Source organism: Treponema medium, from assembly GCF_017161265.1.
In the GTDB taxonomy this organism is placed as follows: Bacteria; Spirochaetota; Spirochaetia; order Treponematales; family Treponemataceae; genus Treponema; species Treponema medium.
The window spans coordinates 1,266,834-1,286,427 of record NZ_CP031393.1 but is presented as its reverse complement, the minus strand read 5'-3'; the positions used below and the strand labels follow the sequence as shown (position 1 = coordinate 1,286,427).

General features: G+C 41.2%; 16 protein-coding genes. 8 read left to right on the top strand and 8 right to left on the bottom strand.

Annotation, left to right across the window (positions count from 1 at the left end; genetic code table 11):
• Nucleotides 1-3 precede the first annotated feature (3 nt).
• Complete coding sequence (locus DWB79_RS05765; protein ID WP_016523098.1) at nucleotides 4-678, bottom strand: B3/B4 domain-containing protein; 675 nt, start codon at nucleotides 676-678, stop codon at nucleotides 4-6.
• A 200-nt stretch (nucleotides 679-878) separates the two neighbouring features.
• Here DWB79_RS05765 and DWB79_RS05760 point away from each other — a divergent pair, with 200 nt between their 5' ends.
• The 3 genes from DWB79_RS05760 (at nucleotide 879) to DWB79_RS05750 (ending at nucleotide 4,603) form a co-directional block, all read left to right on the top strand.
• Nucleotides 879-2,822 (top strand): beta-N-acetylhexosaminidase, encoded by a 1,944-nt coding sequence (locus DWB79_RS05760; protein ID WP_016523097.1) that lies wholly within the window; start codon nucleotides 879-881, stop codon nucleotides 2,820-2,822.
• 174 nt (nucleotides 2,823-2,996) lie between these two features.
• Nucleotides 2,997-3,926: an alpha/beta hydrolase gene (locus tag DWB79_RS05755; protein WP_016523096.1), complete on the top strand. Its 930-nt coding sequence runs from the start codon at nucleotides 2,997-2,999 to the stop codon at nucleotides 3,924-3,926.
• Between the two features lie 65 nt (nucleotides 3,927-3,991).
• On the top strand, nucleotides 3,992-4,603 hold the full coding sequence (locus tag DWB79_RS05750; RefSeq protein WP_016523095.1) for a CPBP family intramembrane glutamic endopeptidase: 612 nt from the start codon (nucleotides 3,992-3,994) through the stop codon (nucleotides 4,601-4,603).
• Between the two features lie 66 nt (nucleotides 4,604-4,669).
• On the opposite strand, the gene DWB79_RS05745 is transcribed toward DWB79_RS05750, so the two are convergent.
• Nucleotides 4,670-5,488 carry a hypothetical protein gene (locus DWB79_RS05745; RefSeq protein ID WP_016523094.1) on the bottom strand — a complete coding sequence of 273 codons (819 nt, stop codon included), beginning with the start codon at nucleotides 5,486-5,488 and terminating at the stop codon, nucleotides 4,670-4,672.
• A 65-nt stretch (nucleotides 5,489-5,553) separates the two neighbouring features.
• On the opposite strand from DWB79_RS05745, the gene DWB79_RS05740 reads away from it, so the two are divergent.
• Nucleotides 5,554-6,273 (top strand): class I SAM-dependent methyltransferase, encoded by a 720-nt coding sequence (locus DWB79_RS05740; protein WP_016523093.1) that lies wholly within the window; start codon nucleotides 5,554-5,556, stop codon nucleotides 6,271-6,273.
• Nucleotides 6,274-6,339: 66 nt separating this feature from the next.
• Complete coding sequence (locus DWB79_RS05735) at nucleotides 6,340-7,161, top strand: glycoside hydrolase family 191 protein (RefSeq protein ID WP_016523092.1); 822 nt, start codon at nucleotides 6,340-6,342, stop codon at nucleotides 7,159-7,161.
• Between the two features lie 198 nt (nucleotides 7,162-7,359).
• Here the strand turns inward: DWB79_RS05735 and DWB79_RS05730 are convergent, their stop codons facing one another.
• From DWB79_RS05730 to DWB79_RS05705, 6 genes are all read right to left on the bottom strand, one after another.
• The gene (locus DWB79_RS05730) at nucleotides 7,360-8,805 is read right to left on the bottom strand and encodes an ABC transporter ATP-binding protein (protein ID WP_016523091.1); all 1,446 of its coding nucleotides are present in this window, start codon (nucleotides 8,803-8,805) and stop codon (nucleotides 7,360-7,362) included.
• Nucleotides 8,802-9,482 carry an energy-coupling factor transporter transmembrane component T family protein gene (locus tag DWB79_RS05725; protein WP_040859086.1) on the bottom strand — a complete coding sequence of 227 codons (681 nt, stop codon included), beginning with the start codon at nucleotides 9,480-9,482 and terminating at the stop codon, nucleotides 8,802-8,804. The genes DWB79_RS05730 and DWB79_RS05725 overlap by 4 nt, the downstream gene beginning before the upstream one ends.
• On the bottom strand, nucleotides 9,482-10,060 hold the full coding sequence (locus DWB79_RS05720; protein ID WP_016523089.1) for an MptD family putative ECF transporter S component: 579 nt from the start codon (nucleotides 10,058-10,060) through the stop codon (nucleotides 9,482-9,484). The genes DWB79_RS05725 and DWB79_RS05720 overlap by 1 nt, the downstream gene beginning before the upstream one ends.
• 260 nt (nucleotides 10,061-10,320) lie before the next feature.
• Entirely contained in the window at nucleotides 10,321-10,959 is a 639-nt protein-coding gene (locus tag DWB79_RS05715; protein WP_016523088.1) for a TetR/AcrR family transcriptional regulator, read from the bottom strand.
• Nucleotides 10,960-11,120: 161 nt separating this feature from the next.
• On the bottom strand, nucleotides 11,121-13,997 hold the full coding sequence (locus DWB79_RS05710) for a DEAD/DEAH box helicase (protein ID WP_016523087.1): 2,877 nt from the start codon (nucleotides 13,995-13,997) through the stop codon (nucleotides 11,121-11,123).
• A gap of 308 nt (nucleotides 13,998-14,305) precedes the next feature.
• Nucleotides 14,306-15,727 carry an alpha-L-fucosidase gene (locus DWB79_RS05705; RefSeq protein WP_016523086.1) on the bottom strand — a complete coding sequence of 474 codons (1,422 nt, stop codon included), beginning with the start codon at nucleotides 15,725-15,727 and terminating at the stop codon, nucleotides 14,306-14,308.
• Nucleotides 15,728-15,947: 220 nt separating this feature from the next.
• On the opposite strand from DWB79_RS05705, the gene DWB79_RS05700 reads away from it, so the two are divergent.
• From DWB79_RS05700 to DWB79_RS05690, 3 genes are all read left to right on the top strand, one after another.
• Nucleotides 15,948-16,862 (top strand): ABC transporter permease, encoded by a 915-nt coding sequence (locus tag DWB79_RS05700; RefSeq protein ID WP_016523085.1) that lies wholly within the window; start codon nucleotides 15,948-15,950, stop codon nucleotides 16,860-16,862.
• The gene (locus DWB79_RS05695) at nucleotides 16,856-17,785 is read left to right on the top strand and encodes a carbohydrate ABC transporter permease (protein ID WP_016523084.1); all 930 of its coding nucleotides are present in this window, start codon (nucleotides 16,856-16,858) and stop codon (nucleotides 17,783-17,785) included. Before DWB79_RS05700 ends, DWB79_RS05695 begins: the two co-directional genes overlap by 7 nt.
• 71 nt (nucleotides 17,786-17,856) lie before the next feature.
• Entirely contained in the window at nucleotides 17,857-19,542 is a 1,686-nt protein-coding gene (locus DWB79_RS05690) for an ABC transporter substrate-binding protein (RefSeq protein WP_016523083.1), read from the top strand.
• Nucleotides 19,543-19,594: the final 52 nt, after the last annotated feature.

The following is a 19,594-nucleotide window of genomic DNA, read 5'->3' as shown; positions in this document are numbered from 1 at the left end:
GCGCTACCCCTCGATAACTTGTATTTCAAACTCCAACTGGGGCATACACTCCGCTAAATCGCTTTGAATCCGCTTGAGCGCTTCTACACGTATTTCAACAGAGGTATTGGCATTCCCTTGAATAATAAAGATTGCGTTTTTTGTTCCGTCATCAAATTTATAATTTTCACCATCGCGGACACCAAGCCATGCGATAATGCCTTTAGGGTCGCGGTATACGTAATCGGTTTCGGCAACGTGCTTCTCCGTCGATGAAATTGGAAGGAAAACTCCCGCTTCTTTATTGACGGTAAACGTTATCTGCCCGTCTATTTTATCAAGGTCATGTCCGCCAATCGCTAAAAGCGAATGTAATGACTCGACATTATAGATATCGATAACACTATTGATGTGCGGCATAGAACCGCGGCGCTGAATATTCCGAATAAATGCGGGAACGGTCGGCGGATACTTTTTGATACTGCGCCCGACACTTTGCAGCAAATCCGCATACCCTTGAGTAATCGGATTATTCAAAACCTCATCAACATCACACTGCAATGCCCAATCTTCCATCTTTTTTTGTTTTTTTAAGAATGACTCGGATAATTTCGCATGCGGGTCTATATTTTTCGCAACACCAATTACAACGCTTGTAATCCCAAGCGCAACGATACTTTTATCGATAATACATTTCATAGCAGCCTGCCTCCAGATTTTTATATTGAGTGTAGTGGGTTGATTATACCTTCGTTAGTAAATTTTTTAAAGCCTACCTTTTGTGCGAAATTTACGCTACCATTTCTTTATATCTGTGATATAATGACATTTACTATTTAGAAACTCTAAAACCTAAAATTTTTAGAGGGTTTCTTTAATTATTTTTGGTGGATAAAATAATGTGTACGGCAATAAAACCATTGAAACCTTTAAAACTCGATCTATCCGATCTTGACGAGAAAATGACACTCGCAGTTGCAGAACTGCGAAAAAGTCATCCGCTCAGAATTAGTGAAGACGGTATCCCCGTTACATTCAAAAAAGTGAAGGGATCTGAAATTTCCGCAACATTTAGGAACGGCGTATGCGAAATTGAAACGGACTCTGCGCCGCACTTTTATTTTGCGCTGTCGATGTTACTGCTTAAAAGTCAAACAATTGAAGATTCTCTGCTCTACTCAAGGCGGGATGCCCAGCGTTTATTGGAATTCCGCATGGATCATGTTTTTACAAAAAACGGCTTAATGCTCGATCTTTCCCGTAATGCTGTTGCACATATCGATATGCTAAAGCAATTCATTCGCGAAATGGCCTTTATGGGACATTCGTGGTTTATGCTGTATATGGAAGATGTGTACGAAGTCGAAGGCGCTCCCTATTTCGGTGCATTACGCGGACGATACTCTATAAAAGATTTGCAGGAAGTTGATCGCTATGCACAGATTTTCGGCGTACAGTTGGTACCGTGTGTCCAGACACTTGCCCACATGGATCAATATTTTATGTGGGAAGATATAGAATACAAGTATAAAGATATCGATAATATCTTTAACATCGGTAATGCTGAAGTACGGGTTATGCTTACCCGGATGATTGCGTCGTTACGGAAAGCATTTTCTTCGGATATTATCCATATCGGAATGGACGAAGCCCATAATCTGGGGCGCGGGCGTTATTTGGACGAAAACGGACTCAAAAAAAAGAGGGATATTATGCAGGAGCATCTTGCTTTTATGAAAACCCTCTGCACGACATACGGCTTTAAACCTATCGTGTGGGATGATATGTTCTTTGGACGCTATTCCAATAACAAAGAGGATGTTGAGCCGGTTATCCCCAATCAGGTAGGATTGATGTATTGGGATTACTATAGCTGCATAACCAACCATTACCGCAACCACCTTCAAGCATGCCGAGCGCTTACGAAAAAGACTCTGTTTGCCGGCGGAGCATGGCGCTGGATGGGATATATACCGCATCATAAAAGAACGCTCGAAGCAACACTTGCTGCTATTGAAGCTTGCCGAAAGGAAAAAATCAAAGAAGTCATCGTTACTTCATGGAGTGATGACGGCAGCGAAGCGCCGCTCTACACCTGTATGTTCGGATTGGTGCTTTTTGCCTACCTTGATTACCATGCTAAATATCAAGAAGCGGAATTTGCGCAGTATCTAAAACTCTATACCGGTATGGGGCTTGACGAATGGATGCGGCAGGGCGAGCCGGATTTGTTTGAAGGAACAACCGGTAACAACTATGATATAACGCCGTCGAAGTACCTGTTATATCAAGACCCGCTCGGTTTAAAATTTCTGTATTACATACGGACGTTGACAACCGATATGGATGCCGTCTATAAGAAACTCGAACAAGCCTTTACTGAAGACGCAGCAAATACGGATAATCCCTTGCAACGCAGCATTGCCGAATTTTATGCACTGATGATGAAGACGCTTTACTATAAGTGGCGGCTTCCCTTGGATATTTGGGAGGCATATAAGGAATCGGATAAAAGAGCATTGCAGGTATTAATCGAAAAGAAGATAAAGCCGCTCAAAACGGCGCTCGCCGAAACGGCGAAGGCACGGCGGCGGGTATGGATGGAAGAATGCCGCGGGTTCGGTTCAGAGGTGTTGGATCACCGCTTCGGCGCAATGCTGATGCGGCTTGAAGTTACACAGGAAGTACTGACCGATTACATACAAGGTAAAATTACGCAAATTGATGAGCTTGAAGAAGAACGGCTCGACCCATGCCCCGGATCGGATAAAATACTTGAACCGCAAGCGGTGCGCTACAACCGCGCCCTACGCATTATGACCGCCTGCCGAGAAACGTGGTAAGGTAAAAAGGAGTGTAAAATAAAAGCCGTACAAATGGCACGGCTTTTATTTACTCAAGTTTGCGGTGTGCAAACTTGTATATCATAAGCACGTTCTCACTTCGTTGCGAACGTGCGTAAAAAGTCAATCGAAAGTTGATACTTTCTTCTTGACTTTTTATGGGAGACAAAGACGATGCAAACTGTATTTCAGACAATGAGCGACGGCGCTTCCCTCGCCGTTTATACATGGCTTCCGGAACAACAACCGAAAGCTGTGCTGCATATCGTGCATGGAATGGCGGAACACGCTCTCCGGTATGATGATTTTGCAAAGTCGGCATGTAAAAGAGGCTTTGCGGTAGTTGCCTCCGACCACCGCGGTCACGGAAAGACCGGTTTAAAAAGCGGCTTAATGGGGTACCTTGCCGACGGAGATGGATTCAGACGTGTTGTCGAAGATCAAAAAGGAATCAATGCGGAAATACAAAAACAGTACCCTGCGCTTCCGGTTGTCATCGTCGGGCATTCATTCGGTTCCTTTGTAACACAGGAATACATCGAACGGTACGGTACAACGGTAAAAGCGGCAGTTCTCATCGGTTCGGCAGGCCCCAACCCAAGCGTATCCGTTGCCTCGCTGCTAGCAAGCCTTAACTGCGCATTTAAAGGGAGAAAATCCGTCGCCAAGTTTATGAATGCATTGGTGTTCGGCTCGTATAACAACAAAATCAAAAATCCGCACACAGCCTTTGATTGGCTTTCGAGGGATGAAAGCGAAGTAAAAAAATATATCGATGATGAATACTGCGGATTTGTCTGTACCGCAGGCTTTTTTCAGGATTTTATACGCGGGCTTAAAAGACTGCATACGCAGGAGGCTTTAAAAGGTATACCGGCTAATCTCCCTGTTTTAATTACCGCCGGTTCGGAAGATCCCGTTTCAAACGGAGGCAAAACGCTAAAAAACCTTTACCGTATCTATCAGAACATCGGAATGCAGGACGTAACGTTAAAACTATACGAGAACGGCCGGCACGAAATTTTGAATGAAACAAATAAAGAGGAAGTAAAAGCCGATATCTTGGGATGGATAGAGAATAGAGCATCGCTCAAAACTCGATGAGATTTTTAGAGGTTCGCGATAGGCGGTAACCTAATTTTAAGAAAAAATAACGATAAAATAACGGGATGAAATGGAACGGCTTTAATAAAAACGATGCACTCCTCTTTATCGAATTTGCAGCGGTGTTTGCTTTTTTACTGGTGCCTCCGTTGTTTTCAGCGGTACCGTTTACCCTTCCGCCCAAGCCGGCCGGACTATATACGCAGTGTGTATTCTGCTTTTATACGGTGTGTGCAGCCGCCTATGAAGAAATACTATATCGGCTCTATACTCCGAATCGGCTGCACCGCATTTACAACGATTATATTAAACCGCGGCTGCAAAAAAATCCGCCCGCAGCGAAATGCTGCTCGGAAAACGCCGTAGATTTGCCGCAGTCGTCTGGAGCGCATCAGCAATGCCGATATAAAAAATCCGCTGCATTTCACACTACTGCAGCTTTTGAGTTGCTCCTCACCGAATTTCCCGCCATCCTCCTCTTCACATTGGCGCACCGTTACCTCGGATTTTCTTCCATGCTCTTCGCTGCCGGAGCAGGCATAGTATTCCGCGCTGCTTATCTCAAGCTCAAACGGGTATTTCATCCGGCGGTAAGTATCGCGCTGGTAGCTGTAGTCCACGGTCTTTGGAATATCGGGGTGTATTATTATCTGTGGGGAAACAGCATTGCAGCTTAACTTTCTGCCGTAGATTTATTCCTTACAATCACCCCGTATCTGTTATCTGTATAACTGCAAATTGGATTATAAGCCTGCTTCATCCTTTAACAGAGCCAGCACTTCTGCAGGATTTTTAAACAATTCATAGCCTTCTTTTGATAGTGTACATTCCGCCCAATCGGGGAATGAACCTGATAAAACCATTGTGTCAGTATTGCTGTAAACGTATATCCGTATCGTTTCTGATTTGCCATTATCCCAAACGGTATAGCGGTACAGCAGCTGCTTTCCTTCATGTACGCTTCTTTCCGATACAAACCTTCCAGAAAACTGATGCCCCTTTATATCATCAGCATAGTCTTCCAGTATTTCACCGAACAATTCTTCAACCGATGGAATGCGCGCTGAAGCAGCCAGAAAACCTTTTGCATCGTAGACAAAAATATTTTTCCTACTATTTTTATACCGAGAAATTGCTTTTTTTAACGAAGCCGGCTGCGACAGTATCTTGTAAGCTTCTCCAAACAGCTCCCATGCGAACACCTCCGGCATATCATCGTCTTTTGGGGTATTGGGTATGTATGCTGTTTTTCTATCGGTATAGATAAGAAGACGTATAGCGGTAGATGAATTATCGAACATTTCATACCGGTATGCTATTTTAGCATTCTTCGGTGCTTGCGTAAAAGCTGCATTATCGGCAGCCACCGCTATACTTTCCATCAACAGGGCATTAAACGCTGCACGATCTTTGTCTCTTTTTAGTTCACATACTAGCGTATCATTTGCGTCGTACACTCTAATGGCAGATATATCTTCTTTACTGTTATCCACAGCAAAAGCCAATACAGCGCACAGTAAAAAAGCTGCATAAAAAAATAGACGTTTCGTTATTTTGATCATACCGTTCTCCCATAGTATATTATATTGATATAGTATACCATAATCACAGCGATGGAGAAAAGCGAATGAATGTATACGATTTGATTGCAGAGCATTACAGCGAACTCTTCCCGCTTGAGGCGGAAAAGCTTGATTTTATCCGGCACCTTTGTCCATTGCCGGGCAGATTGTGTGATGCAGGCTGCGCAACCGGCGACCTTGCGGTGGGTTTGTACAAAGAAGGATACAGCGTATACGGGCTCGACTTAAATGCAAAGATGATTGGAATCGCAAAAGAGAAAGCTTCGGGTATTCGCACATCCGGAGAATTAGCATTTCATCAAGCGGACATCGCCGATATTCTGCAATTCGGTATATGTAACGGCGTACTGTGTTTCGGCAATACGCTCCCGCATCTACCTGATGAAACGGCACTCCGCCGTTTTTTCAGCGCTGTGTATCAGTCTTTACAAGCGCACGGTATTTTTATTGTTGAAGTCCTCAATTACGACCGCATCCTTGCTGAGAAAAAAATGGACTTTAAAGATAAAGAAACGGACGCCTTTATTTTTAAGCGACGTTATGATTTTTTACCGGACGAAAATATCAAGTTTACCATAGAGTTTATCGACAAGCAGCGCAATACCGTAGGTTCGGACTTTACGGTGTTACATCCGTTACAGCGCAAAACACTGTTAACTTTATTTGAACAGGCAGGATTTCAATCCGTTGCCTCTTATTCGGATTACAGCTTTACCGAAAGCTGTGCAGAAGATTATGCCGTAGTGTACACAGCAAAGAAATAATCAGAATAATTCCGTATCATCATTTTGATAATGATAATTTCGTAATTCTCAATATAAGGTTTGTTTATGAGAAATCAAAAGCTCACTTGCTTGTTTGTAATTTTTTTCGCGATTATCGCGGTAAATGGTATATCCGCAGAAAGCACCAAAGATTATAAAGTGCTGATAGGCATGGATCATAAAAAAGTGATGCAGCTTAAAGAAATTAAAACGCTGGTAATTGATGCGGAGTTTTTTTCTCAAGAAGATATCGCGCAGCTTCACAAAAACGGAAACGTTCACATATTTTCTTATTTAAACATCGGCTCTATCGAAACATTCCGCGATGACTATGCCGCATTTGCGGATATCGCTTTAGGACACTACGAAAATTGGGACGAAGAAGAATGGGTAAATGTTGCAGATAAAAGATGGCAAAAAAGGATAAAACACAAAGCGCAGCTTTTGTCTCAAAAAGGCATAGACGGTTTTTTTCTTGATAACGCTGACGTTTATTATCATTATCACACACCCGAAATATATCAGGGACTCATGGCTCTCTTACGCGAAATACATACGGAGAATAAACCCATTATCATTAACGGCGGAGATACGTTTATCACCGAAGCGATGCAGCAAAATTCCATTAAAGGAATGGTACACGGGGTCAATCAAGAAAGCGTATTTACCGAAATACATTTTAAGAATAATACGTTTGGAGCAAAACCGGTAGAAGACAGAGCATATTTTATGGAATATCTGGCTCAATGTAAAACGTATGGACTCACCGTCTATTTACTCGAATACGGCGCAACGAAAAAACTGACAAAAGAAATAAAAGTGTATTGCGAGCGCAACGGATTTATCTACGACATATCCTATTCAGTAGAGCTGGATAAGCTGTTTTGAATTTAAGGGGGCTTCGATCCGTGAACTTGGTGAGATATAACATTGCATAAAATTTTTCCGATGATGCATAAGGTGATTACAGCTATTACACTGAGACATCTCTAAAAACTCGGTTAGATTTGCTTCACATCCTTCGGAATAGACATGTCCAGACAACAAAATATATACTTAGTTATAACCAAAAGAAAATGCCCACTTTTAAAAAACCGGGCTAGTGAGAAATTCCCGAATTTCTCTTTCATTTCCGTTTACCGGAATTTTCTTGTATGCGTTTTCACCGAGCAGGAGGGCGGTGTTGCAGACTTTGAATAAGAGTTCCAAGTCGTGGGTGATGATGAGCACAGGAACTTCTTGAGCGCAGTGTAAGATGAGCTTTGCGATTTCGTCCATACGCTTGTAGTCGAGACCGCTGGTCGGTTCGTCTAAGATGATGATGCGCCTGCCGCTCAAAAATGCCGTTGCAAGAGCGAGCCGCTGCTTTTGTCCGCCTGAAAGTTCCTGCGGATGGTCAAGCCTTTTTTCCCAAAGGTCAATTATGTGCAGGTACTCAGCCGCTTGTTGCAAATAGGATTCATCCTTCCGTTTTGAAGAAGGGATAAGCTCGTTTTCTACCGTGTCAAAAAAAATCTGATAGTCAACATCCTGCATCATATAATATGCGGTCTTTAAGCGCTGCCGCTGCCGCTTACCGTAACCGATATGCCCCTTGCAAGACAAAAGCCCGCCTAAGACTTTGCCAAGCGTAGTCTTTCCTATACCGTTTTTTCCGATAACGGCGGTAATCTCTCCTGTGTGTACATCAAACGAAAGATTTTTGATAAGTTCCTGCCTGCCGATAGAAACGCTCAAGTCCTCGATATGCGTAACCGCTTGTTTCGGGACCGAAGGGTTTTCGCAGACAAGACTGTCATACCGTATTGCCCTCAGTCCGTACCGCCTGCAATCCTCTGTTGTCAATTCACCCTTCAAAAAGATTTTTTCGATAGTGCCGTCCTTCATGTAAATGAGCCTATCGTACAATTCATTTAAGAAAAATAAACGGTGCTCGGCAATGATAATCGTTTTTCCCATCGCCTTTAAATCCCGTATCATCGCTTGAAACTGCACAATACCTTCATAGTCGAGATTGGAAGAAGGCTCATCGAAAAACAGCAGCTTTGTGTCATAGATGAGTGTGGAAGCGATGGCAACCTTTTGTTTTTGCCCGCCTGAAAGCTCTGAAAGTTTTGCGCCTTTAAGCGATTCTATCTGCATCGTTTGAAAAGCAGCATCGGTTTTTTCGCACAGGGTTTGAAAATCCATACCGAGGTTTTCTCCGGCAAAGGCAACCTCTTCCTCTGCAATGGTAGCAAAAAACTGATCACTCGGATTTTGAAACACATTGCCGATGTACTTTGCCAATTCGCCCTTTTTATAATCCAAAATGTTCTTCCCTAAAATGCGCACCTCACCATCAAGTATTCCGCCGTAATGATAGGGAATTAAGCCGTTTAATATCCGCGTTAAGGTAGTCTTCCCGCAGCCGGAAAGTCCTGTAAGCACAACAAGCTCGCCTTCTTCAATATTTAAATCAATGGCGTGGAGCGTGGGGTTTTCATCATTTTCATACGTAAAATTTTTTATCCGCGCTTCTATTATGCTCATACGGACATCCATACTAAAAATACAGCCGCCGATAAACCCAGCGTATCGTACCAGCCGAAGCGCACCGGTTTATAACTCGTCTTTTTTCCTTCGTACTCAATCCCCTTTGCGATTATCGATGAGGTCAAGGTTTCACTTACATGAAGGCATTTATAAATGAGGGGAATAAGATAGAGTTCAAACGAGCGAAGAGGATGTAACAGGCTCAAACGCAAACCCCGAACCTTCATGCCGTTTCTTATTTCTTTTAGCCGCGCCGTCATCTCGTCCAAAAAGCGTAAGGCGGTAACCAGTCCTATCGAAAGAGATTGCGGCGCTTTTACCGCACGCAATGCGCTCATAATTTTTAAGGGACTGGTTAAAATCAATATCCTTCCGATGTTAAAGATAGGATAGAGCCTTAAAAATAAAGCAATCAAGCCTATCAATGCTCCGGTTGTCATTCCCAAATCGATATATGCCAAGAGCTTTATCAGCAAAAATAAACCGATATAGACTACAGCCCTTTTTATGCCTTCCGAGTATGAAAATAAAATCAAAAAGAGAAAGCTCATACCGAGCAGCACATAATACATCGTTTGATCGACAAGAAACACCAAGAATGACGTGAGCAGTATGAGAATAAAAAGCGTTATCGGATTCATTGACCATCCTTGAGTGTTTCTTGCCGGCTTCATTATAATACGCTCTTTTTACTGCTCTTTTCAAAGAACTTTTTGTTGATATAAGTACCGAATAAACCTGCCAAAGATTCCAAGATGATATTGCACGCTACCGCTATTGCGATGGCTTTTCCCGTGTAAAATTGAATCATCCACTGAGCCTGTTCATTTGAAATAGACGGAGCGAACTTCGTAATTCCTTCCGCACCTAATACTTTGACAAATATAATCGGGTGCATTGCGACGACAAACATTGCAGCCGAAAAAGCGATTGAAACTTTTACATTGCTTGAATAATCGCCGATGATGATTTCGGCAAGCGCTGCCGAAACCAAACAAATCGGTATCATTATCCAATAGCCCATAAGGGTATATAACAATCCGTAGATAACCCAAAACAAAACCGCCGTCCAGCGATGCTTTATTTTTTTAGCCGTTATCACAAAAACAGGACCGACTGCAAAAGCGGCAAATCCTGCGGAAGCGTATAAGGCTATGGCTCCCAGTGTTCCCGTCAGCATCGAAATTGCCATTCCGATTGCGAACCCAATAACTGTCAACACAGCTATTTGCACGATGTCTTTTAGTTTCATAAAAACCTCCATATTTCAGGGGAAGGGACACACCCCCGTTCAGAGCGGTGGTTTTTCCCTTCCCCTATAACCCTATTCTTTTTCCGCGCACTGCCAAAGGGTGCTCCCTTTGGAAACCCCAACCAATGCCCCCGACGCAGAGCTTCGGAGTATGTTACTCGCATAAGTATATTTTCAATTATAACATTGTTATATTTAAATCTAAAAAAATTCACTTTCCTCATTCATAATTATAAATGAGTTTTAATTCATAATTACAATTAAACCGTGCGCATTTTTTTCCAGCCTTCATTAAAGAAGTCCGCAATTAAATAGGCGTTGCGTTCGGCTTCTTCTTTTGTTTCACAATGAACGGCAACTTCCGATAGCGCATACAGGTACGCATGGTTCAGTAAGTGAATGCCTTTTTTGGTGATTACTTGGGCTGCTTTCTTTTTTCCGTGAATCATCTCTAAGATTTTCAGGTGATTTTCATCTTCTTTTTCTATTATTTCATCTAAAAAATGCTCATGTTTTGTTCCATAAGAACAAAACGCCAAGAGCTCGAAAATATCTTTGTTATCAAAAAAATAGGACACCATACCAATGGCTCCCTTTAGTTTTAAATCAAGGATGGATTCGATTGTTTGTTTTGTGATTACCGTTTCTTTTTTGTACATTGTAAAGCTTTGTCGTTTGATTAAGCTATAATGGTATTCAACATCGGTAATAACCGGCTGCACCAATTCGGAAAAAAGAGCTTCTTTGTCTTCAAAATGACCGTAAAAAGCTCCAGTCGTAACGCCTGCCTGCGCACAGATTTCCCGCAGATTGGCTTTTTCAAAGCCCTTTTCTTTGAAAATCTTTTTCCCGCATTCCAGTATTTTCTTATGTGTAAAGTCGAAATCTCCGTTTGCCATTATGTAAACCTATTAAATATAACTTAGTTATATTTAATAGGTTTTTTAGTTTTTTGTCAATGAGGATGGGAATTTAATTATTGTTTTCATCTTATAAAATGTACTCTTACTAGTTTTTAAACAATCTTTTATAAAAAGCTTATTATTTTATTCTCCATCCATTATTCGCTTCCAATTACCAATAGGTCTTTGATCTTACCTGTATTTTTAATAAACGATGTTGCAGCCGAAAGTATAGTACCAATTTTATCTGGAATCTCAGCAGACTTGCTAATGGCAGGCTGTACAATATAAACTTTTACCTGTAAAACTTTTGAACTTTGCAATATTTCTTTTAAGGTTTTAAATTCTCCTCTTACAAATTTATCATTGTTAGCACTCAACACTCTATCATTAATTTTCTTAAGCAGCATTGCTTTAGATCTAACCCATATAGAGCTTTTTATAGCCTGCTGAGTTACTTCATATACATCATTAACTGATGAATTGTATGCTCGACCTTTCTTTGCTTTGCAATGATACATCTCCACATATACAAAATTACTTTTTTCTTCAACAGTAATAAAATCCGCAATCTCACCCGTTCCATGATCAAATATAATATGCGAAAATTTTGATTTTTCTTCTAAATATTTTTTAAGTCCGTCTTGAATGGAAATCATCCCATCAATCCCAATTCCACACTCCAAGCTTGTGTTAACCTTCATATCAGCCCATTTCAATGCACAAATACAGCTCGGGTCATATTTTTCCAATTCCAGACTACCTTTTAATACTTCTTGTCCGCAATAAACTGTATCATCGGCCGTCTTGAACGAAAGAGGATTATTAGAAAAATACTCAGCCAATGAACATTCTTCTTTTCCATTTTTGCAAATGAATTCTTCCTTTTCTGAATTATATTTTCCCGTCAAATCACAAGTTAGAACTTCAGTTACACCAAATAACTGAACTTCAAATTTAATATTATTTTTCTTTACCTCTATAATTTTAAATATAACATCTGTAATTAATGCTTTCTCATCTAAATTTTCTCTATATACTATAGTACAAGGTGATATAAATGCTTTACTATTAAAAAAACAAAACAGTATATCTCTTTCATATTCTATAATTCTAACAGGTATTGGCAATTTATCATAATTTGTATTTGTTTTTACTCTTAATTTATTATTAGAAATTTTTACCCCGAAAAAATCACACCATTTAATATATTCAGGAATAGTTACATAGGAACTACTCCAAAATTTTGACCCACTACTATAACCAATAGTACTTTCTAAACTATCTTTTTTAACCTTACAAAATGCATGCCCTGCAGATAACATTTTACCTGTTGTTTCATCAATTGATGCAGCTGTATTTGAGCCAGCATAAATTCTATAGGATTCTCCACTTTCCGAATACCTATTCTGCATTCCAGTGTTAAAAAACTCATAATCAGAAAAATCTGCCAGTACTCTATTCATTTCATCTCGCGGAATCTTATCGTAATGTTCTGCAAAAGATGCTACTATTGATTCATATACCACTTCTGTTTTATTCTGTGAATATATAAAAAGCAGATTCGTATTTGGTTGATAGTGAACAATATACAATCCAAACTCATTATTGAATACACAATCTCCATCTAGCCATAATGGTTTACTACTTATCTTTGAAATTCCAACAATTGAATTGGTTCCTTCGCTTCTATAGACATTCTCCCCAATTTGTAGATTTTCTGGAAAAGCTCCATGTATATTGAAATTTGAAACTTTATAAACTTTTGCATGACAATTAGGTTTAATGCTATTCAACGGTATTATTTCTTCTTGATCTTCAGGTTTTGTGAACTGACTAAGCATCTCACTAACTTCCAAATCTCCTTCGATTTTTTCTTCTGACATAGTGATTATCATATCTTGCCATGCAGCATCACTTGCATATAATTTATGATTTTCAATTTTTAGATTATCGTCATTCATTGCTATAAACTTTGCAGTTCCAATTCTTTCAGCATTAGTTCTTGCAAAACGACCTATGAATTGTAAAGTACTAGCAAGAGATTTATGCGGTTCATGTATAGCAGCAATTTTCAAATTAGGGAAATCAAAACCTTCTCCCAACATATCTACACAAATAATACCGTCAAGTTCTTTTCTTCTAAGTAAATCTATAGTCTTTTCTACCCTCCTTATAGGCATTGTACTATCAATACGTTTCAATTTTAATTTTGTAAGTTCTTTATATAGGTCTTCTAAATCTCTTGCCTTATTTTTTGTATCTGTTCTGACCATTAAAAAATGTTCATATCCACTTTCCCTGTCATTAAATAAAATTCTTTCTGCCTCCAAAGCAATCCGCTTATCCTTTTCTGGTCCTTCTTCTACCGGATTGAATAATATTTCACCAAAAATACCGTCTTTATAGGCTCTTGATAGAGGATAGTTATAAACAGTTTTCCCTTTTATTTCTTTTTTGTCCAATCTAAAAGGAGTTGCTGTAACTAATAAAAATGGAATATTAATCATGTTTTTTACTATTCGTTGCCACGTTGGAGCAGGAACATGATGTGCTTCATCAATAATGACATAATCAAAAGTAGTTCGAATTTGTTCTTCAGAAATCGAAGCCGCTACTTGAGGGGTAGCTATTATTACATCTGCTCCCAATATATTCGATTCATCATTTTTATCATACAAATGCTTAGCTTCGTATATACAGGGTGTTTTTGTTTCTTTTGATAAAACACCAATATATTTTAAAGTGTGTAAATTTTCATAATCATTTGCAATTTGACTTCTTACCATACTACTAGGAGTTACAATTAATACTTTATTCTTTTTCAAAAGGTATGGCATCATCATAATAACAGTTGTTTTCCCTGACCCTGTTGGCATAACAATAACTGCTGCCCCTTTTGAATCCAATGTTGAATAAGAAGCAACAGCATATATTGCCCCAATTTGGGCATTTCTTAACCCTGTTTTATTCCCAATTGCGATCGGAAATCTTAATTCATCATATAAATCGCCAAAATAGCTAATAAAAATCACCTCCTTAATTCACTTTTATTATATCACAAAAAACTCTTTTTTTATAGTTTTACTAAATAAAAAGCCAGTTGTTCCATATAGCTCAGCAATTTTAAATATTATTACACATTTGTCCAAGATAAAGTAAGACGTATTAAAAGTCTGTATTCAATCAATGAACTTGGAGAGGTATAACATTGCATAAAGATTTTTCCATTAAAAATACGATTCGGCTGTTATTGATGTATCAGAAAAAATTCTTTTTGATACACTGCCTGTTGAAAAATCGAATTTATTATAAGGATGGAATAATAAAAAGGAAGCGCGATTTACTCGGCTTTTTCCAAGGTCAGCACCATGCTGTCAGGGATGAGTTCCCCGCGGCAGTGGGGTGCCCCAACGGTGGAAAGCTCCAGTGTGCATATACGGCGGTTTTGCGGTAAGCGGTAGCAGGAGCTGATAAGACCGCATGTTTTTCCCTTGCGAAGCGAAAAATACAGCCGTGTATCGTCATCTTCAAAGCAGAGCTTTATATCTTCTTTTAGAGGAGCGACACACTTCCAGCCCAACAGAAAGACCGTTTGGGTAGATTCAGGTGGAACAGCCAATCTCCAGCGTTTTCCCGTTATAATCGGCCGCAGGGTATAGTATTCACCGCCCGTATAGCGAAAGAGGTTTGTACAAACGGTCAACCGGAAAGAACCGTCTTTTTCTGCTTGAATAGGGGGAACATGAAACGCTGCGGTTTGACCTTCATCCCTACCGAAACTGTGCGCGGGCGGAAGAGGGGTTTCGCGTAAATTGCGGCCGATCCCCTCTAAGACTTCTTTTTCAAAAGGAATAACCTTACCGGTATTATCCGGCCCGATATTCAGAAGGTAGTTACCGCCGCCGGATACGACACGGCGTAAACTTCCGGTTAATTCGGCAATTTTTTCATCAATGCTGCCGCGTTCCTGCCAGCTTTTATACCCCCATGTTTCTTTATAAATAGAAGCCGGTGTTTGCCATGGGATGTTTAATTCGTATTCATTCACCGGCAATTCGGGCATTGCATTATCAGGGAGTGTAGCAAAGTCGCCCATATCGTTCCATATACGCCCGTTAATCATAATGTGTTTTTGAAGTGAATGCACAAGCGCATACATATCTTGTGATTGTTCGGCAGTCGGGTATCCCATATCGAGCCATAATTCGCAAATCTCGCCGTAGTTTGTCAGCAGTTCGGTTAACTGAGCACAGTTATATTCATGGTGTTTTGGCGAAATATGGTCGGAATTATGAGCGCTTATCGGAAGAGCATCAGGGCAATGCCAGTCGATGAGTGAAAAATATACTCCGAACGCAAGCCCTTCTTTTTTACAAGCCGCACTGAGTTCGGCAACGATATCCCGCTTACAAGCCGCATTCATACTATTATAAGATGTAGTTTTTGTATTAAAAAGACAAAAGCCGTCATGATGCTTCGAGGTAACCACTACATAACGCATTCCGGCAGCTTTGGCGAGGCGAACAATCGCTTCCGCATTGAAATCGGGTATGAGAAATTCATGCAGTAAAGCTTCATAGTCGGCTTGCGGCAGCTCCCCGTGCGAAAGTATTTGTTCACAATACCCCCTTCTGACGGGCTGTCCCTTCCAGCAGCCTCCCGCAAGCGAGTAGAGGCCGAAGTGGATAAACATACCGAATTGCAGGTTTTGCCACCTCTGTATTGTCTGTAATTGATGTTCCGTATATAAACTTGTTTTCATATATCCTCCGAACAGCGTCGGGGTATTCAAACCCTCCACACGAATAACGGTACGTCTGTGCAACTATTGTACTTGATATGCCGGCAAAATAAAGGGGTATTTCGATGATGTTCAAAAAATGACCTTTTTTACATAAAATACCTCTTTTTTTTATATCAGCATACCTGATTTTTAAATATCAACACTTTCAAATCGGAAAAACCGATGTAATACTATATATATGTTAAGTAAAAACGCGAAACGTCAAATATGTGCGCATTGGCAGTTTTATGTCATTATTGCCTTACCGATGCTGTATTTTATCATATTTAAGTACGTGCCGATGTACGGTATCCTGCTTGCGTTCAAAAAATACCGTATTTCGAAAGGTATTTGGGGAAGTCCGTGGGTAGGTTTGGCGCAGTTTGTCAAATTCTTCAGTAATCCTTCTGCACTGCAGATTATGTGGAATACATTCATCCTGAGTATGTATGCGCTGTTTGCTTCAATTCCTATTGCGGTCATTATGGCGCTTGCCTTGAACGAAACGCAAAATAAGCTCTGGCGTAAATCCGTTCAAATGGTAACGTATGCGCCGTATTTTATTTCGACGGTGGTTATGGTCTCAATTTTAATGCAGTTTATGGATCCTGCGTTGGGACTGTTCAATGTGATACGGGCGGAATTCGGGCTTGAGCCCTTAAATTTTATGGGGGAGCCGAAACTTTTCCGGCATATCTATGTATGGTCGGCCTTGTGGCAGAATACCGGTTATAATGCCATTATTTATCTTGCAGCGCTTACCTCCGTCGACCCCGGATTATATGAAGCCGCGCGTGTAGACGGCGTAAATAAATTTCAGAAAATTTGGTATATCGATTTACCCTGTATCAGAAACACGATCGTTATCATGTTTATTTTGAACATGGGCTTTGTTATGAGCTTAGGTTTTGAAAAGGCGTTTTTGATGCAAAATCCGCTCAACCTTGAAACCGCCGAAATCATGTCGACATACGTGTATAAGATGGGGTTGGTCAATAACGATTTCAGCTATTCGACCGCTATCGGCGTTATCAATTCTATTATCAACGTAGCGCTTATTCTGCTCTTCAATTATCTTGCAAAGCTGCGACAAAAGGACGGCGGGTTATGGTAAAAACTCAGCATTTTATATGGAAGAAACAACAATCGTCGAAAATTCGGGAAACGCCTTTTGATAATTTATTCAACGGGATCAATAATGTCTTTTTAGCGCTCTGCTTTATCATCGTTTTGTATCCGCTATTGTATATTATTGCCTGTTCTTTAAGCGACCCTAAGGCGGTGATTGAGCATCGGGTTACGCTCTTTCCGGTCAATTTCGATTTAACGGCATATAAGGCGGTTTTTGCAAACAAAGATATCGGACTGGGATACCTCAACTCCATCATCTATGTAGCGCTCGGAACTTTTATTAGCGTGTCTCTTTCGATGCTGCTGGCATATCCGCTTTCGCGCAAAGAATTTTATGGAAGAAAATTCGTAACTAAGTTTATTATGGCGACGATGCTCTTTTCCGGCGGACTGATACCGCTGTATTTTGTCGTAAAAGGGATCGGACTTTACAATACCCGCTGGGCGCTTGTGCTCCCCAATGCGGTCAATGTTTGGAACGTTATCATCGCGCGCACGTTTTTGCAGGAAACCATCACCAATGAGCTGTATGATGCGGCGCAAATAGACGGATGTTCCGATCTGCGCTTCTTCTTTACCGTGGTGCTTCCGTTGTCGGGAGCTATTATCGCGGTCCTGTCGCTCTTTTATGCGGTGGTGCTTTGGAACAGCTATTTTGACGCCTTAGTGTTCTTGCAGGATAAAAAGCTCTATCCGCTGCAGATTGTGCTGCGCAATATTTTAATCGTGAATAAAACGAACCCGACTATGCTGTCTGATGTAAGCGCTGCCGTCCGTGTACAGGGACTTGCGGAAACCGTTAAGTATGCGCTTATCGTGGTGGCCAGTCTGCCGCTGTTGGTTATCTATCCGTTTGTACAAAAATATTTTGTAAAAGGTGTGATGATCGGCTCCGTAAAGGGCTAAAAATAGTGAAAATCAGGCTATAAGCCGATTTTAGATATCGATATTAGATATCAAACTAGATAGGAGGGAATATGAAAAAGATTATCAGTGTTGTGTGTGTTGCAGCGCTCGCTGCCTGTCTGTTTGCGATGGGCGGAGAAGAGCAATCTGCGGCGGCGGCAAAGGTAAAGTACACCCCTAAGGGAACGTACCCCATCGTTACCGAGCCTATTACCGTGAATATCATGGTAGCTCAGCCGCCTTGCGTTGAGGACTTTAACACAAACGAATTTTCCAAATTTATGGAAAAAAAGACCGGCGTTAAAGTAAACTGGATTATGGTGCCGGAGCAAGCGGCATCGGAAAAATTACCGCTTACGCTTGCAGGCGGCGATTTGCCTGACGCTTTTCTCGGTATGGGGATCGGTTTTAAAGAAGAAACTACCTACGGTGCCGAAGAAAAATTGTTTATGCCGCTCAATAAATTCTACTCTGACGGTACCTTGCCTAATTTAACCAAGGCTTTAGAAGATTTTCCGGGAGCAATGGGCTTTATGACTATGACCGACGGCAACATCTACTCGCTGCCTCGTCTGGAAGTATGCTATCATTGTACGAATGCCGCGAAGATGTTTGTGTACAAACCCTTCCTCGATAAGCTCGGTCTTAAAGTGCCGGAAACCATCGACGAATTCTATAAAACGCTCGTTGCCATCCGCGATAACGATCCCAACGGTAACGGTAAAAAAGATGAAATCCCGCTTGCCGGTTCCATTATCGGCTGGAATGATCAGGTTGAACGCTTTATCATCAACTCGTTTATCTACTGCGATCTTGATACCAATATCTCTGCGGGAGCGGAAGGGAATACCGGTTATTTGATGAATGGCAAAAAAATCGATACTGCAGTGAATAAGCCCGCCTACCGCGAAGCATTGAAATTTATCAATAAGCTCTATAAAGAAGGGCTTATTTATAACGGTTCCTTTACGCAAGATTCAAGTCAGCTGACACAGCTGGTAGAAAGTTCCGCACAACCGGTAGTCGGTTTTGTCGCCGGCGGCTGGAGAGGTCAATTCTCATCATTAAGCGGCGAACGTTTCCTGCACTTCCAAGCTATTGCGCCGTTAAAGGGGCCGAAGGGCGTACGCGAAGCGGTAAACTTTTTATCCGTACCGGGAACCGGCGCGCTTGTACTTTCATCAAAAACGCCGTATGCCGAGGCAATTCTCCGCTACTTTGACTATATGTACAGCACCGAAGGTACGCTCAAGCAGAAATACGGTAATGAAGGAGACGCATGGGCATGGGCTTCCGCCTCTGACGTCGGCTTAGACGGTAAAAAGGCAATTTGGAAGCAGCTGAAAGCGTGGAACGATAAAGACCCGCAGAATGTAACCTTCATTCAAGGACAGACGATCGCGGAAACTTCGGCGTTCCGGCTCGGACAGGCTGTTGACGTCAGCGGCGACTACTACGCACCGAAAAACCTTGAAAAAGTCCTTTACGACGAAACCCATAACCTGTACAAGCCGTATGCGGATGTTAAAAAAGAAGTTCCACCGCTAAAGTACACATCCGAAGAAATTGAAAAATTCTCCACGATTAAGCAGGAACTTGCCAACTATATCCGCCAGAGCGCCGTTAAATTTATGGTCGGCACTATGGATATCAACAGCGATACGGAATGGAACAACTATCTAAAGAATTTGGATAAGCTCCAGCTCCCCGCCGTTTTGGCGAATATGCAGGGGGCGTATAATCGACAATACAAGTAAACTTTTGAAAATATACAACGCATCTGCGTTGTCGCTACGCCGAAATAAATGC